The sequence below is a fragment of the Cupriavidus sp. CER-90 genome, assembly GCF_057652055.1.
The window spans coordinates 3,087,188-3,100,383 of the sequence record NZ_JBYGYM010000002.1 but is presented as its reverse complement, the minus strand read 5'-3'; the positions used below and the strand labels follow the sequence as shown (position 1 = coordinate 3,100,383).

Sequence of the window (13,196 nt, the reverse complement as noted above, 5' to 3'; positions counted from 1 at the left end):
GAAAGCAGGCCTGGCAGCCCGGAGCAACGATCAGAAGCGGTGCTGCAGGCCCGCCAGCACACCGACCTGGTTGTCCGCATAGCCAGCGAAATCGCGCGAGACACTCACAGGCTGGCCATTGCGCGCCTTGGCATAGGCTGCGGACACGTAGGCCAGGGTGCGTTTGGAGAAGCTGTACTGGGCGCGCAGCGAGACCATGATCGGATCGGCGTTGGTGTCGCCCTTGATGTTCTGCTTGTAGACCGCGCCGTAGAGCGCGAAGGCGGGCGTGAAGTCGTACGCCGCGCCCAGCCAGTACATGTCGCTCAGCTGGTTGGGGGCCGCCGTGGTGAAGGTCTTGCGGTAATTGCGATAGCCGGCAAAGAGCTTCAGCGCGCCAACGTCGTATCTGGCACCGGCATGGATGCCCTGGGCATAGTCTGTCGGGTCGCCGGCGGCCCCATTGACGCGGTCCCACGTGAGCATCGCCGAAAAACCGCCTGCCGTGTAGCCAACCGCCAGATCGTATTTCGACGATGATTTGAAGCTGCCGGGCGTTTCGCCGAAGCCCAGCGTCCCGCCCACCTTCACGGGACCGAACTGCCCGTCATAGCGCACCACGTTCGACGATCGCACGAACATGCTGTCCTGCCGGTCTCCGGAGCCTGTCGAGGCCATGGCCCAGGAATAGTTTTGCGCGTAGTCCATGGGCTCGAACGGCGCCATGTAGTCGAACGTCGTGGAATAGTCGGCGCCCATCCGGATGCTGCCCAGCGTTTCGTGCTCCAGGCCCACCCACGCGCGCCGGTTGAACAGCCCGCGGTCGCCATAGAACTTGCCGGTATCGGCCTGGACGCCCGATTCCAGCCTGAAAATGGCGGTCATGCCGCCGCCGAGCGGCTCGGCGCCGCGCAGGCCCCAGCGGGAAATGTTCTTGCCGCCCGAGACCATCCCCACTGTCGATTTGCCATCGGGACCGGCGTTGCTGAGGTACTCGACGCCGACGTCAAGCAGCCCATAAAGCGTGATGCCGGACTGCGCGTCTGCTGCTGTCGAGACCAGGCCGGTTGCGGCCAGTACCACTGCCTTGCGTTTCATGTCAGACCTCCTTGCACGTTCCTGTTTGGACGTACGGCGTGAGGTCCGGTGCCGGCACAAGGCCGCGCTTTTGCAAGTCCTTTTGATCCACGGCAGGCGTGCTTCACCGCAAGGCCGCAAAGCGGGGGCCAGAAATGAAAAACCGGCGGCGCGAGCCCCTCGCACCGCCGGAAGGCTGCCCACCACGGCAGCCTGAAAACAACGATCAGAAGCGGTGCTGCAGGCCCGCCGTCACACCGACCTGATTGTTGGCATAGCCAACGAAATCGCGCGAGACACTCACGTTCTGGCCGTTGCGCGCCTTGGCATACGCTGCGGACAGGTACGCTGAGGTGCGTTTGGAAAGATTGTATTGGGCGCGCATCGAGATCATGATCGGATCCCCATCCGTGTCGCCCTTGATGTTCTGCTTGTACACCGCGCCGTACAGCGTGAAGGCCGGCGTGAAGTCGTAAGCCGCGCCCACCCAGTACATGTCGCTCAGCTGCTTGGCGGCCGTGGTGGTGAACGTCTTGCGGTAATTGCGATAACCGGCGTACACCGACAGCGGGCCGAAGTCGTAGCTGGCGCCGGCGTGGATGCCCTGGATGTAGTCGGTGGCATCGGCCGGCGTGGTGCTGGCGCCCGCGCCCATCTGGCGATCCCACGTCACGGCCGCGGCAAAGTTGCCCGCGTTGTAGCCCAGGCCGAGATCGTATTTCGACGAACTCTTGTAGCTGCCCGGCACTTCGCCGAACGCCATCGTGCCGCCCACCTTGAACGGCCCGAACTGGCCGTCATAGCGCACGATGTTGGTCGAACGCGAGAACATGCCGTCCTTGCGGCCGCCCGTGGCCGTCGACGACGTGGCCCACGAATAGTTCGGCGCGTAGCCCATCGGGTCGAACGGCAGCATGAAGTCATAGGTCGTGGTGAAGTCACGGCCCAGGCGGATGCTGCCGAGGTTCTTGTCCTGCAGGCCCACCCACGCGCGGCGGTCGAACAGCGTGTTGTCGGTGTCCAGCTTGCCGGTATCGACGGCGATGCCCGATTCCAGCGTGAAGATCGCCTTCAGGCCGCCGCCCAGATCTTCGGTGCCGCGCAGGCCCCAGCGCGACGTGTTCTTGCCGCCCGAGGTCATTTTCACCAGGGAATTGCCGTTGGCGCTGGCATGGTTCACGTATTCGATACCCGAATCCACCAGGCCATACAGCGTCACACTCGATTGCGCCGCCGCGCCGCCCGATACCACGCAACCCAACGCGGCCAGGGCCACTGCCTTCCGTTTCATCCTCAGTCTCCTTTGTTGTTCTGGTCTGTCGTGAACGGAGCGGATGGTATGGGGGCCTCACTTTCAGTTCGCTTTCGATACGCCTGCGATTTTGGCCGTGGGGGATGCACCACGATTGGGACTTTCCCCAGCTAGGCGCCGGCGCCGGTAACGGGTATCACTCCAGCGCGATTCCCCGTAGACCCCCGTTTGCCGTAGCCCCATGCGTATCCTGCTTGCCGAAGACAACCTGAAACTGGCCGCCTCCCTGACGGAATCGCTGAGCCAGAGCGGCTTCACGGTCGACTGCATGCATGACGGGGCCAGTGCCGATCACCTGTTGACGACGCAAGACTACGCGCTGGCCATCCTAGACATCGGCATGCCGCGCCTGGACGGCCTGGAAGTGCTGCGCCGCCTGCGCGCGCGCCGCAATCCGCTGCCGGTGCTGATCCTGACCGCCCACGGATCGGTGGACGACCGCGTACGCGGCCTCAACCTGGGTGCCGACGACTACCTGGCCAAGCCGTTCGCGCTGACCGAACTCGAAGCCCGCGCCCGCGCGCTGATCCGGCGCAGCCATGGCCATGACCGCACCGAACTGGCCTGCGGCCCGCTGCACTACGACAGCGTGAGCCGCGCGTTCACGCTCAACGGCGAACTGCTGCAACTGACCGGCCGCGAACGGGCCGTGCTGGAGATTCTGCTATTGCGCGACGGCCGCGCGGTCAACAAGGCCGCCCTGTCCGAGAAGATTTTCGGCATCGACGAGTCGGTCAACGCCGACGCCATCGAAATCTACGTGTACCGGCTGCGCAAGAAGCTGGAAGGCTCCGGCGTCAGCATCGTCACGCTGCGCGGCCTGGGCTATCTGCTCGAAGCGCAGGACACCGCTGCGGCCGCCGGCGCGGGCCCGCGCGCATGAAGGCCGGCAGCCTGCGGCTGCAACTGACACTCTGGCTGCTGCTGCCCCTGCTGGTATTGCTGGCGCTGGACGCGTGGCTGACCGACCGCCGCGCCATGGCCGCCGCCGACCAGGCGTTCGACCGCACCCTGGCCGCGTCGCTGAAAGCCATGCGCGAAGGCATCAAGCTGCGCGATGGCCGCGTGGAGGTGGAGGTGCCCTATCTGGCGCTGGAGGTGTTCGATGCCGAGGCGGGTTCGCGCGTCTACTACAAGATCCGCGACGAGCACGGCGCCACGATCACCGGCTACGACGATCTGCCGATGCCGCCCGGTCCGGTGCGCTCGCTGTATCGGACGCAGTTCTACGACGCCGACTTCCGCGGCACGCCCGTCCGCATGGCCGCCATGGCGCTGCCGCTGCACGATGTGCGTTCCGCGCGCACGCAGATGGTCTGGGTGCTGGTGGCCGAATCCACCGAGCCGCGCGAGCGGCTGGCCAACGAAATCCTGATCGGGTCGCTGCTGCAGGAACTGATGCTGGTGAGCCTGGCGCTGGTCATCGTCTGGTTCGGCGTACGGCGCGGGCTGCGGCCGCTTCAGCGCCTGTCGGACACCGTGGCCGCGCGCGGGCCCGATGACCTCGCGCCCATCGGCGACACCACGCTGCCGGTCGAAATCCGGCCGCTGGTCACCGCCGTGAACCAGTACGTGGCGCGGCTGCACCGCATGGTGCAGGGGCGCAAGCGTTTCTTTGCCGATGCCGCCCACCAGTTGAAGACACCGCTGGCGGTCATCCAGGCCGAATCGGAACTGGCGCTGCGCGAAACTGACCTGGCCGGCGTGCGCGGTCACGTGGCCAGGCTCAATGGATCGGTCCGGCAGGCGGCAAAGGAAGTGGCGCAATTGCTATCGCTGTCGCGGCTCGAAACCGACAGCGGCTACGCCCCGACGCTGCGGCTGCTGGGGCTGGGGCCGCTGGCGCAACAGGTGGCGCTGGACTGGGCACCCACGGCCCGCCAGCAAGGGGTGGATCTGGGGTTCGACGGCGATGCGGAGACCCACGCGGATATCAGCGGCCAGCCGGAACTGCTGCAGGAACTGATCGGCAACCTGATCGACAACGCCGTGCGTTACGCGGGCCCGGGCGCCATGGTCACGGTGCGGGTGGCCGGGCGCAGGCTGCTGGTGGAGGACAACGGCCCCGGCGTGGCGCCGTTCGAGCGCGAATCGGTGTTCAAACGCTTTTATCGCGGCGAGGCCAGTGCCAGCCGCGAAGGCAGCGGCCTGGGCCTGTCCATCGTGCGCGAAATCGCGCGGCTGCATGGCGCCACCGTCGCACTGGCCGATACACCGGGCGGCGGGTTGACGGTGGTGGTGGACTTTCCGGGGTAGACCCGGTGCGCGTTACCCCTGCTGGGGCCGGGACAGATTGGCGCGGGCGCGCCGCAGGAATTCGACGAACTGGTCGGCCTCGGCTTCGGAAAAGCCATCCAGGGCCTGGGCGGTCACTACGTCACCCACATGCTGCGCGGCGTCCAGAGCCTGATCGGCTTTGTCGGTCATGCGCACCATGCGCTCGCGGCGGTCTTCCGGGTTGGGACGACGCGCGATCCAGCCGCCCTCTTCCATGCGATCGAGCAGCCGGCCGGCCGAAATCGGCGCCACTTCCATCAGGTCGGCCAGCCCGGCCTGGTTCATTTCGCCGTGATACGACAGGTAGGCCAGCGCCCGGAACTGGGCACGCGTGAGGTCCAGTGTGGAGCGCGACAGGTCGTCGAACCGCTTGCCGGACAAGCGGCCCACGTCCGACACCAGAAAGCCGAAGCGCTTTTCAAGATTCTTTTCCATGCGCGGGATTATAGGGAGTCGAACGATTCGGTTTGGTGTCGAAAACCCTGAATGGCACGCTTTGCCCCGGTGGATCCCCGGCTTCGGGCGCGAGTCTGGTCTGCGTGCAGCTTGCCGACGACGACAACCTTGCACACGCCGCCATGGATTACGCTAAGCTGGTCGCCAATCCGACACTTGCTGGCCCTGGCCAGCCTTGAAACTGGCCCCGTCCCTGGAGCGGCAATGCCGACCTACGACTACCGATGCCCTATCTGCGGCGACTTTTCTGAAATCCGGCCCATGGCCCGCCGCGACGATCCCGCCATCTGTCCCGACTGCGGCGAAGCTGCCACGCGCGCGCTGGTGGCCGCCCCGGGCCTTGCCGGCGGCAGCACGGAAGGCGCCGGCCCCAGCCACGGCGCATCCTGCGCCTGCTGCGGTCCGGTCAAGCTCGCGGGACGAGCCAGCGGCGGCGGCTGGAGCCGCTGACACCCCTTCGATCCGCGCGGGCAAAGACTTGACGCTTAGCCCAGCGATGCCAATCGCTGGATTGTCTCGGGGTACTTTTGCACGAGCCGGATAAGCAGCGTCGCCTGGGCGTTCGGCTTGGCGCGCCCCTGCTCCCAGTTCTCCAGGGTGCGGGGGTTGATTCTCAGATACATCGCGAACACCGGGCGCGACATATTCAACCGTTCGCGAAGTTCGACCAGTTCTTCGGCGGCAATCGCCTGCAACTCGTCGATTCGCACCTTGTGCGAACGCAGCGTAGCCTTTCCCTGCCGTTCGGCAGCGAGGGCATCGAATCCCTCCATCAGTTCAGCGAAGATGTCACGCGTCATATCGGTTCCTGACATTCCGTTCCCTTTCCAGCAACGCAGCAAGCTGTTGTCGCTGTCGATGCGTCATATCGTCGGCGGTGTCCTTGTTGTAGACCGTAAATAGCCAGAACTGGGCACCGCCGAGCCAGTAGTAGTAGATCACTCGCAAACCACCGCGCTTCCCTTTCTGTCGCCACCCGTCGACAAAGCGCACTTTGCGCAAGCCTCCCGTCCCGGGGATCACGTCGCCTGCATGGGGATTGGTCAGCAGCAGCGCCTGCAGGCGGCGGAATGCGTCATCGTCCAGGTAATCGGCCCGGCACCGCTCGAATGGCGGAAGCTCAACAAAGGTTGCGTACATAGTGTACGTTATTTACGTATAGTTTGGAAAGAGGGAACGGGCATGGAAGGCAAAACCCGGGAAGCCAAACTGTAGGCGCGCCGGGCATCCGAGAACGTGTCCGGTTGTGCCGAAAACGTTAAACGTTGTGTCCGCCGGGCGAATGCGAAAGCAATCCCCCGATTAGGCAAAGCCAATTGGGAATTATTCTCAACAACGTCCTAGAATGCACCATGGGGTCAGCCGACTCCACATGACCGACCCACCACACCATGCCGCCGCCGCCCATTGACTCCGCCACCTTGCCCGCCGCACAGCCGCCGCAGCGGTCGCGCCTGGCTTTCCTGGGCGCCGGCGCGCTCGTGGCCGTGGGCTACATGGACCCTGGCAACTGGGCCACGGCCATCGCGGGCGGCGCCAGGTACGGCTACAGCCTGCTGATCGTGATTGCGCTGTCGAGCCTGGTGGCGATGCTGCTGCAGTGGATTGCCGCCCGGGTGGGCGTGGTCACCGGGCGCGATCTCGCCCAGCTGTGCCGCGAGCAATTTCCGCGCCGCGTGACCATTGGCCTGTGGGTGGCCAGCGAAATCGCGATCATTGCCTGCGATGTGGCTGAAGTGGTCGGCAGCGCGGTGGCGCTTCAGTTGCTGTTCCACGTCAAGCTCTGGGTCGGCGTGCTGATTGCGGCCGTTGTGACGCTGGCCATGCTGGCCGTGCAACGCTATGGCCAGCGCACCATGGAAGCCATGGTCGCCGGGCTGATCCTGCTGGTGGCCCTTTGCTTCGTGGCCCAACTGGCGATGGCCCAGCCCGAGTGGGCCGACGTGCTGGGCGGCATGGCGCCGTCCGCCGATCTGGTGCGCGATGCGGGCATGCTGTGGCTGGCGGCCGGCATCGTCGGTGCCACGGTGATGCCGCACAACCTCTATCTGCATTCCTCGCTGGTGCGCCGCTTCACACCGCCGCCGGGCAGTCGCGTGGCACGGCGCCGGTCCTTTGCCGAAATCCTGCGCGGCATGAGCCTCGATACGTTCGGCTCGCTCGGCTTTGCCTTCCTGATCAACGCGGCGCTGCTGATCCTGGCGGCCTCGGTGTTCCACGCCAATGGGCTGACCGATGTGGAAGACCTGGCCGACGCCCATCGCCTGCTGGCACCGCTGCTGCACTCCGATCTGGCCAGCCTGCTGTTTGCTGTGGCACTGCTGGCATGCGGCCTGAATTCGACGCTGACCGGCACGCTGGCGGGACAGGCCGTCATGGAAGGCTTTCTCGACCTGCGCATGTCGCGCATGCGCCGCGCGCTGCTGACCCGTGCCGTGGCCATCGTGCCGGCGCTGGCCGCCGTCTGGGTGTTCGGCGAACACGGCTCCGCCAGCCTGCTGGTGGCCAGCCAGGTCGTGCTCAGCCTGACACTGCCGCTGGCCGTGGTGCCGCTGATCCTGTTTGGCGCCGACCGCCACCTGATGGGGGCCTGGCGCGTGCGTGGCGTGCCGCTGGCGCTGGCGGGCGCCTCGGCGGTGATCATCATTCTGCTCAACGTGGCGCTGCTGTGGCAGGCGGCACTGGCGTAGGCGCGGCTCTGCGACTTCCTACACCATCGCTGTTTCGCCAATGTCGTCCCGTTCCTTGACCCAGATACCGCGCCGCCCCAGGATGCTGGCCGGCGCGGCGGGCCGCTGGTACAGGTAGCCCTGCGCCCAGTCCACCCCGGCTTCGACGATCAGTGCATGCTGGGCTTCGGTTTCGATCCCCTCGGCGATCACCACCAGATGAAAGTGATGCGCCATGTTGACGATGCTGCGCAGCAGCGCCTGCGCATTGGCGTCCACGTCCTGCGTGAACTGGCGGTCGATCTTCAGGTAGTCGAACGGAAAGCTCTTGATCAGGTCCAGGTTGCTGTTGCGGGTGCCGAAGTCGTCCACGGCCAGGCGGATGCCGGCCTGGTGCAGCCGGTCGAATGCCTCGCGGGTGGCGCCGGTGTCCGCCAGCAGATGACGCTCGGTGATTTCCAGCACCAGCCCCGACCCGTCCGGCATGGCCCGCTGCAAGGCAGCCAGGTCCCCCAGGAACGTGCGCCGCCGCAGGCTGAGCGGCGCCGCGTTGACCGCCACGTGCAGCGGCGCGGGCGGGCCGTAACGGTTGATGTCCTCCACCACCCGGCGCAGCACGAAATGCGTGATGTCGTCGATCAGCGGCGTCGACTCGACTGTCTCGATATACGACCCTGGCGGAATACTGCCCCAGCGCGGATGCTGCCAGCGCAGCAGGGCCTCGGCACCGATCCATTGCCGCGAGTGCACCTCGACGATGGGCTGGTACACCAGATGAAACTCGCTGCGCTTCAGTGCCTGTCGCACCGCCTGCAGCAACAGGCGGCGCGGTGCGGCCACGAGCAGGAACAGTGCCACCACCAGCAGCCCGGCCAGCAGGCCAATGGCGCCATACAGCAGGTCGTACTTGCGGTGCATCGCGTTGACGTATTCGAAGGACGCCAGCACCTTGACCTGCATCGGCCATGCCTTCGACAGCGTGGTCACGCCGTCCGCCGTCTTGGCCGGGGCGGGCAGATAGGTCCCATCGTGATAGATCGACGCCTGGCCTACGGTCAGTACGATCTCCGATGCGCCAAAGCCCAGCCCTTGCGACAGCGCATCGGTGACATAGCGCCCCTCGATCAGCAGGAAGCTGCCCCGGTCGGGCTGGCCCGGCTGCGGCAGGAACATCGCCAGCGCCGGCGCGTACTCGCGGAACGGCGTGCCCTGCACCAGCATCAGCCGGTGCGACACGCCCGGTTGCGGCTCGGCAAAGTAGTAGGTCAGCGGCACATTGACCGGCCCGCGTGTGCCCGAACAATAGATGACGCCGCGTTCGACCAGCGCGGCGGTGCGGATATAAGGAATGAAGCTGTGTGCGGTGGCCAGCGCACGGTCGGCTTGCGCGCACGGTTTGCCGGCCAGCGGCGCCACGTGCTGGCGGCCCAGCGTATCGACGGTCTGCGCCACGCGCTCCAGGGCTGCCACGATCTCGGCGCCGATGCTGGCCTCGCGCTGCGTGACGAGATGATCGGCACGCTGCCGGCCAAGCCAGACCGCCACCGCAACAAAGCACAGGCACGTACCCAGCCACCCCAGCAGCGCCAGCGGTGACACATGCCAGCCGCCAAATCGCTCCTGCCAGAAATTCAAAGCCAAGGTCCCCTTGTTGTCGTCTTGTGCCCGGTTCCGCCGATTGTGGAGCGGATGGGCGTGTCAATGCTGTCGGCGGCGCGCCTACACGGGGGATGTGACCACGGCATGTTGCCGGCTATACCACCGGCTCCAGCTTGCGATACTGGTTGTAATGGCGGATGGCCCGATGCGGGTCGCCGAGCGCCTCGTGCAGTCGCGCGGCGTTGTAATGGGCGTCGGCAAAGTCGGGCGCCAGTTCGATGCACGCGTGATAGCTTTCCAGTGCCTCACGCTTCGCACCGGCATCCTCGAGGGCGACGCCAAGATTGAAATGGATTAACGGTTGATATGGCAGATAACTTAGGGCCTTGCGGTATTCGGCGGCGGCGTCGGCAAACCGGTCCTGGTCGCACAGCAGACAGCCGAGGTTGAGCCAGGCATCGAGATAGTCGGGAGCCTGGGCCAGGGCACGCCGGTACGCGGCTTCGGCATCACGTGGCGCCACATGTTCGAGTGACACGCCGCGTTCGAACCAGTCCGATGGGCCCATTTCGTCCTGCATCGGGCCCGATGCCTGCCGCGTGGCGCGACGTCGCATTTCGACGACTTCGGCGCCGGCCCGCCGGTGATCGGCATCGTCCAGGTCCAGCACGAACTGCCCCGAATCCACATGCCAGCGCCCCCGTCGGTCCTGCACGGCCACATCGCCGCCCACGGCCGTCACGCGCAGGCCGGTGGGCGGACGGCCGTCCTCGCCAAGTCCCTGCAAGTGCCGTAGCGACCGGGTGACATGGCGCGTGGGCACGCCCGCCTCGCGCAGCGATTGCGCCGTGCGCAGCAGCACCACATCCTGGAAGGTGAAGCGGTATTCCTGACGCGCCCCGCGTCTGGGCGAGATCACGCCGGCCGTCATCAACGCCGTGATGACGCTGCGCGAGATGCCCAGCAGCCCCTGCACGTCGCGCATCGAATAGGCTTGCATTGCCGCCCCAGGCGCCCTACTTGCGCGCCGCGCGCTTTGGCGCTTCGGCCGGGGCCGCGGTGGCCCGGCGGGCGGTCTTGCGCGCCGGGGCTTCGGGCGCGGCCGCCTTGACGGCGGCGGCCTTGCCGGCCGTCTTGGCTGCCGGCTGGCGCTTGTTGTTGCCGATGCTCTTGCGCAGCGCCTCCATCAGGTCGATCACCTCGCCACCGGCCGGCGCCGGCGTCTCGGCGGCCACCGTGATCTTCTTGCCGGCGATCTTCTTGTCGATCTGTTCCAGGATGCGCTGTTTTTCCTCGTCCACATAGGCGCTGGCGTCGTAGCCGTCCACCGCATTCTGCTCGATCAGCTGCTGCGCCAGCTTCAGTTCGGCGGGCGCCACGTCGATACGCTCCACATGCAGGTCGGACATGTCGCGTACCTCGTCGGCATAAAGCAGTTGCTGCAGGATCAGGCCGTCCTGGCCCACGCGGATCTGCACCATGTACTGCTTGCCCTTCCAGGCCCACTTGGCCAGCGCGCAGGTGCCGGTTTCCCGCATGGCCTCGGCCAGCAGGTTGTAGGGCTTGCCGCCGCGCTTGTCGGGGCCCAGGTAATAGGCCTTGTCGTAGTAGATCGGGTCGATGGCGCCCAGCGGCATGAAAGACACGATGTCGATGGTCTGCTCGGCCGCATCCTCCAGTGCCTTCAGCTCTTCTGGCGTAAAGGTCACATAACGGTCCTTCTCGAATTCGTAGCCCTTGACCATGTCGGCGCGCTCCACGACCACGTCTTCCTTCAGGCAGATGTATTGCTGGCGCAGCCGCGACCCGCACCCCTTGTGCAGCAGATTGAAGCTGATGGCCGACTTGCTTTCGGTGGCCGAATAGACCTTCACCGGAATGGAAACCAGCCCGAAGCTGATCGACAGCGAAGCGATGGAACGTGCGGCCATGGCGACATCCTCCCGCAAGAAGGAACAGGTCATCGTCCAGCCAGTCTAGTCCGCGAGACACGGGGCCTGCCAGTGCGCGCCGGCGGTGTGCAGTGTCAGACGCGTCCTACGTGCCGGCGTGTCGCGGGCGGGACAATGGCCGGCCGGCCATTGCCGTGATCCATCCGGTCAGCGCGGGGCAGTTGTCGCCTGGCCGGCTGGACGTTCCTGTGGTGCCGTCGCGCTGCCGCGTACATGGCGAAGCTCGCGATGCTGGCGGCGGTACGCGCCCGGCCCCAGACCGAAATGCTGGGTGAATACCCGGCCGAAGGCGGCCTGCGAGGCGTAGCCGCACTGTTCGGCCACTGCCGCCGCGGACAGTCCGTCCCGCCGCAGCAACCGCGCGGCCCGTTCCATGCGCAGCGTGGTCACCAGTTCCAGCGGCGTGATGCCAAGCTGTGCAAAGCGCCGGGCCAGCGTGGCCCGCGACATGCTGCAGACTTGCGCGAGGCTGTCGACCGTCCACGGCCGTTCGGGATGTCGTACCACGGCATCGACGGCCCGCGCCAGGCGCGCATCGGCCATCAGCGCCATTACGCCATGCGACACCGCCCCCTGCGCGATCAGCGTGCGCAGCAGCACCGTGAACAGCGCGGTGGACAGATCGGCAATGATCGCCGCGCTGCCGGGCCCCGGCGCGTCGGCTTCCCCATGCATCATGCCGATCAGGCCGCGCAGCCAGCCCAGGCCGGCGTCACCCTCGGCGCCGGTCTTGACACACAGCATCTCGGGCAGCGCGCGCAGCAGCACGCCCGCCGAACTGCCCAGCACGAAGGTGCCGCAAAGGATGTCCAGCGGCTCCGCCGCCCCCGGCACTGTCACCTCGGTGACCACGCCGTTGAAATGGCGCGATTCCGGCAAGGAATCGGCCTGGCGTGTCGTCCCGCCATGCACGCCCGACAACGTATGCGCCGCCCCGTGCGGGAACAGCAGCACATCGCCTGCCGCCACGCGCAGCGGCTCGCTGCCCATCGATATATCGGCGTGGCCGTGGAGGATGGCGTGGTACGGCACGTGCCCGGGCGCTGCCTGCGCGTTGTGGGCAGACCAGGCACCCGCCACCCGGCAATGCAGATCGACGGTTCCGGAGGGCGCCAGCAGGCGCACCAGTTCACTCAGGCTGTCCATGGCTACGTTCGCGGTGAGACGATCCAGCAAAAAGTTGAGTGGATTCTAGTCCATCCGGATCGCCATCGCACCTACCATTGAGTCCAAGGCAGTGCTGCTACCCAGCCGGATGCGGCACCCGAACCCTGACACGCAAGCCGATCACCCACCCGATCTAAAGGAGCTACACCATGACCACCCGCCTGCACACCATCGCCGCCCAGGACGCCACGGGCCAGACCGCCGAACTGTTCGGCGCCATCCGCAAGGCCGTCGGCAAGGTGCCGAACGCCTACGCCACCATCGGCAGCAACGCGCCGGCCGTGCTGGCCCAGGCGCTGCAGACCAACGCCGTGCTCAAGCAAGGCAGCCTGTCTGCCCGGGAACTGGAAGCGATCAACCTGTCCGTCAGCGAGCACAGCGGTTGTGATTACTGTCTGGCTGCCCATACGCTGACTGCGACAAAGATTGCCGGCTTCAGCGTGGAACAGACGCAGCAGTTGCGCCGGGGTTCTTTCCCCGAAGACGCGAAGATCGATGCGCTGACGCGTTTCGCCGTGGAACTGGTGGGCACTCGCGGCACCGTGCCGGCCGCCAGCGTCGAGGCGGTGCGCGACGCCGGCTACAGCGATGCGCAGATCGTGGAAGCCATCCAGGCCATCAGCGCGATCCTGTTCACCAACATGATCAATCGCGTCAACGACACCACACTGGACTTCCCGGCCGTGGTCTGACGCGGCACGGCGCGGA

Annotated in this window: 14 protein-coding genes; 5 read left to right on the top strand and 9 right to left on the bottom strand. The window is 66.3% G+C overall.

Annotation, left to right across the window (positions count from 1 at the left end; all coding sequences use genetic code 11):
- Window positions 1-30 precede the first annotated feature (30 nt).
- Both AC24R4_RS24730 and AC24R4_RS24725 read right to left on the bottom strand, forming a co-directional pair.
- Window positions 31-1,077 carry a porin gene (locus AC24R4_RS24730; protein WP_487523757.1) on the bottom strand — a complete coding sequence of 349 codons (1,047 nt, stop codon included), beginning with the start codon at window positions 1,075-1,077 and terminating at the stop codon, window positions 31-33.
- Window positions 1,078-1,282: 205 nt separating this feature from the next.
- Complete coding sequence (locus tag AC24R4_RS24725) at window positions 1,283-2,347, bottom strand: porin (RefSeq protein WP_153947727.1); 1,065 nt, start codon at window positions 2,345-2,347, stop codon at window positions 1,283-1,285.
- Window positions 2,348-2,549: 202 nt separating this feature from the next.
- Here AC24R4_RS24725 and AC24R4_RS24720 point away from each other — a divergent pair, with 202 nt between their 5' ends.
- Complete coding sequence (locus AC24R4_RS24720) at window positions 2,550-3,251, top strand: response regulator (protein WP_153947728.1); 702 nt, start codon at window positions 2,550-2,552, stop codon at window positions 3,249-3,251.
- The gene (locus AC24R4_RS24715; RefSeq protein WP_400395686.1) at window positions 3,248-4,624 is read left to right on the top strand and encodes a sensor histidine kinase; all 1,377 of its coding nucleotides are present in this window, start codon (window positions 3,248-3,250) and stop codon (window positions 4,622-4,624) included. Before AC24R4_RS24720 ends, AC24R4_RS24715 begins: the two co-directional genes overlap by 4 nt.
- A gap of 12 nt (window positions 4,625-4,636) precedes the next feature.
- Here the strand turns inward: AC24R4_RS24715 and AC24R4_RS24710 are convergent, their stop codons facing one another.
- Window positions 4,637-5,080 carry a MarR family winged helix-turn-helix transcriptional regulator gene (locus AC24R4_RS24710; protein WP_153947730.1) on the bottom strand — a complete coding sequence of 148 codons (444 nt, stop codon included), beginning with the start codon at window positions 5,078-5,080 and terminating at the stop codon, window positions 4,637-4,639.
- Between the two features lie 225 nt (window positions 5,081-5,305).
- Here AC24R4_RS24710 and AC24R4_RS24705 point away from each other — a divergent pair, with 225 nt between their 5' ends.
- Window positions 5,306-5,551, top strand: a complete 246-nt coding sequence (locus tag AC24R4_RS24705; protein WP_487523756.1) for an FmdB family zinc ribbon protein — start codon at window positions 5,306-5,308, stop codon at window positions 5,549-5,551.
- A 35-nt stretch (window positions 5,552-5,586) separates the two neighbouring features.
- Here AC24R4_RS24705 and AC24R4_RS24700 read toward each other — a convergent pair whose 3' ends face one another.
- Both AC24R4_RS24700 and AC24R4_RS24695 read right to left on the bottom strand, forming a co-directional pair.
- A complete protein-coding gene (locus AC24R4_RS24700) occupies window positions 5,587-5,901 on the bottom strand; it encodes a helix-turn-helix domain-containing protein (RefSeq protein ID WP_487523755.1) in 315 nt (104 codons plus the stop codon).
- Window positions 5,891-6,241 carry a toxin gene (locus AC24R4_RS24695; RefSeq protein WP_487523754.1) on the bottom strand — a complete coding sequence of 117 codons (351 nt, stop codon included), beginning with the start codon at window positions 6,239-6,241 and terminating at the stop codon, window positions 5,891-5,893. Before AC24R4_RS24695 ends, AC24R4_RS24700 begins: the two co-directional genes overlap by 11 nt.
- A gap of 251 nt (window positions 6,242-6,492) precedes the next feature.
- Here AC24R4_RS24695 and AC24R4_RS24690 point away from each other — a divergent pair, with 251 nt between their 5' ends.
- Complete coding sequence (locus AC24R4_RS24690; protein ID WP_400397247.1) at window positions 6,493-7,791, top strand: Nramp family divalent metal transporter; 1,299 nt, start codon at window positions 6,493-6,495, stop codon at window positions 7,789-7,791.
- A gap of 18 nt (window positions 7,792-7,809) precedes the next feature.
- On the opposite strand, the gene AC24R4_RS24685 is transcribed toward AC24R4_RS24690, so the two are convergent.
- From AC24R4_RS24685 to AC24R4_RS24670, 4 genes are all read right to left on the bottom strand, one after another.
- Window positions 7,810-9,411 carry an EAL domain-containing protein gene (locus tag AC24R4_RS24685; protein ID WP_487523753.1) on the bottom strand — a complete coding sequence of 534 codons (1,602 nt, stop codon included), beginning with the start codon at window positions 9,409-9,411 and terminating at the stop codon, window positions 7,810-7,812.
- Window positions 9,412-9,523: 112 nt separating this feature from the next.
- A complete protein-coding gene (locus AC24R4_RS24680; protein ID WP_487523752.1) occupies window positions 9,524-10,369 on the bottom strand; it encodes a tetratricopeptide repeat protein in 846 nt (281 codons plus the stop codon).
- Between the two features lie 16 nt (window positions 10,370-10,385).
- A complete protein-coding gene (gene ku, locus AC24R4_RS24675; RefSeq protein WP_153947737.1) occupies window positions 10,386-11,300 on the bottom strand; it encodes a non-homologous end joining protein Ku in 915 nt (304 codons plus the stop codon).
- A 168-nt stretch (window positions 11,301-11,468) separates the two neighbouring features.
- Window positions 11,469-12,467, bottom strand: a complete 999-nt coding sequence (locus AC24R4_RS24670) for a cupin domain-containing protein (protein ID WP_487523751.1) — start codon at window positions 12,465-12,467, stop codon at window positions 11,469-11,471.
- 170 nt (window positions 12,468-12,637) lie between these two features.
- On the opposite strand from AC24R4_RS24670, the gene AC24R4_RS24665 reads away from it, so the two are divergent.
- Window positions 12,638-13,180 carry a carboxymuconolactone decarboxylase family protein gene (locus AC24R4_RS24665; protein WP_400396447.1) on the top strand — a complete coding sequence of 181 codons (543 nt, stop codon included), beginning with the start codon at window positions 12,638-12,640 and terminating at the stop codon, window positions 13,178-13,180.
- The last annotated feature ends 16 nt before the right edge of the window (window positions 13,181-13,196 follow it).

Coding starts and splice junctions, on each gene's coding strand:
- AC24R4_RS24730 (WP_487523757.1), bottom strand. CDS start 1,077: ATGAAACGCAAGGCAGTGGTACTGGCCGCAACCGGCCTGGTCTCGACA.
- AC24R4_RS24725 (WP_153947727.1), bottom strand. CDS start 2,347: ATGAAACGGAAGGCAGTGGCCCTGGCCGCGTTGGGTTGCGTGGTATCG.
- AC24R4_RS24720 (WP_153947728.1), top strand. CDS start 2,550: ATGCGTATCCTGCTTGCCGAAGACAACCTGAAACTGGCCGCCTCCCTG.
- AC24R4_RS24715 (WP_400395686.1), top strand. CDS start 3,248: ATGAAGGCCGGCAGCCTGCGGCTGCAACTGACACTCTGGCTGCTGCTG.
- AC24R4_RS24710 (WP_153947730.1), bottom strand. CDS start 5,080: ATGGAAAAGAATCTTGAAAAGCGCTTCGGCTTTCTGGTGTCGGACGTG.
- AC24R4_RS24705 (WP_487523756.1), top strand. CDS start 5,306: ATGCCGACCTACGACTACCGATGCCCTATCTGCGGCGACTTTTCTGAA.
- AC24R4_RS24700 (WP_487523755.1), bottom strand. CDS start 5,901: ATGACGCGTGACATCTTCGCTGAACTGATGGAGGGATTCGATGCCCTC.
- AC24R4_RS24695 (WP_487523754.1), bottom strand. CDS start 6,241: ATGTACGCAACCTTTGTTGAGCTTCCGCCATTCGAGCGGTGCCGGGCC.
- AC24R4_RS24690 (WP_400397247.1), top strand. CDS start 6,493: ATGCCGCCGCCGCCCATTGACTCCGCCACCTTGCCCGCCGCACAGCCG.
- AC24R4_RS24680 (WP_487523752.1), bottom strand. CDS start 10,369: ATGCAAGCCTATTCGATGCGCGACGTGCAGGGGCTGCTGGGCATCTCG.
- ku (WP_153947737.1), bottom strand. CDS start 11,300: ATGGCCGCACGTTCCATCGCTTCGCTGTCGATCAGCTTCGGGCTGGTT.
- AC24R4_RS24670 (WP_487523751.1), bottom strand. CDS start 12,467: ATGGACAGCCTGAGTGAACTGGTGCGCCTGCTGGCGCCCTCCGGAACC.
- AC24R4_RS24665 (WP_400396447.1), top strand. CDS start 12,638: ATGACCACCCGCCTGCACACCATCGCCGCCCAGGACGCCACGGGCCAG.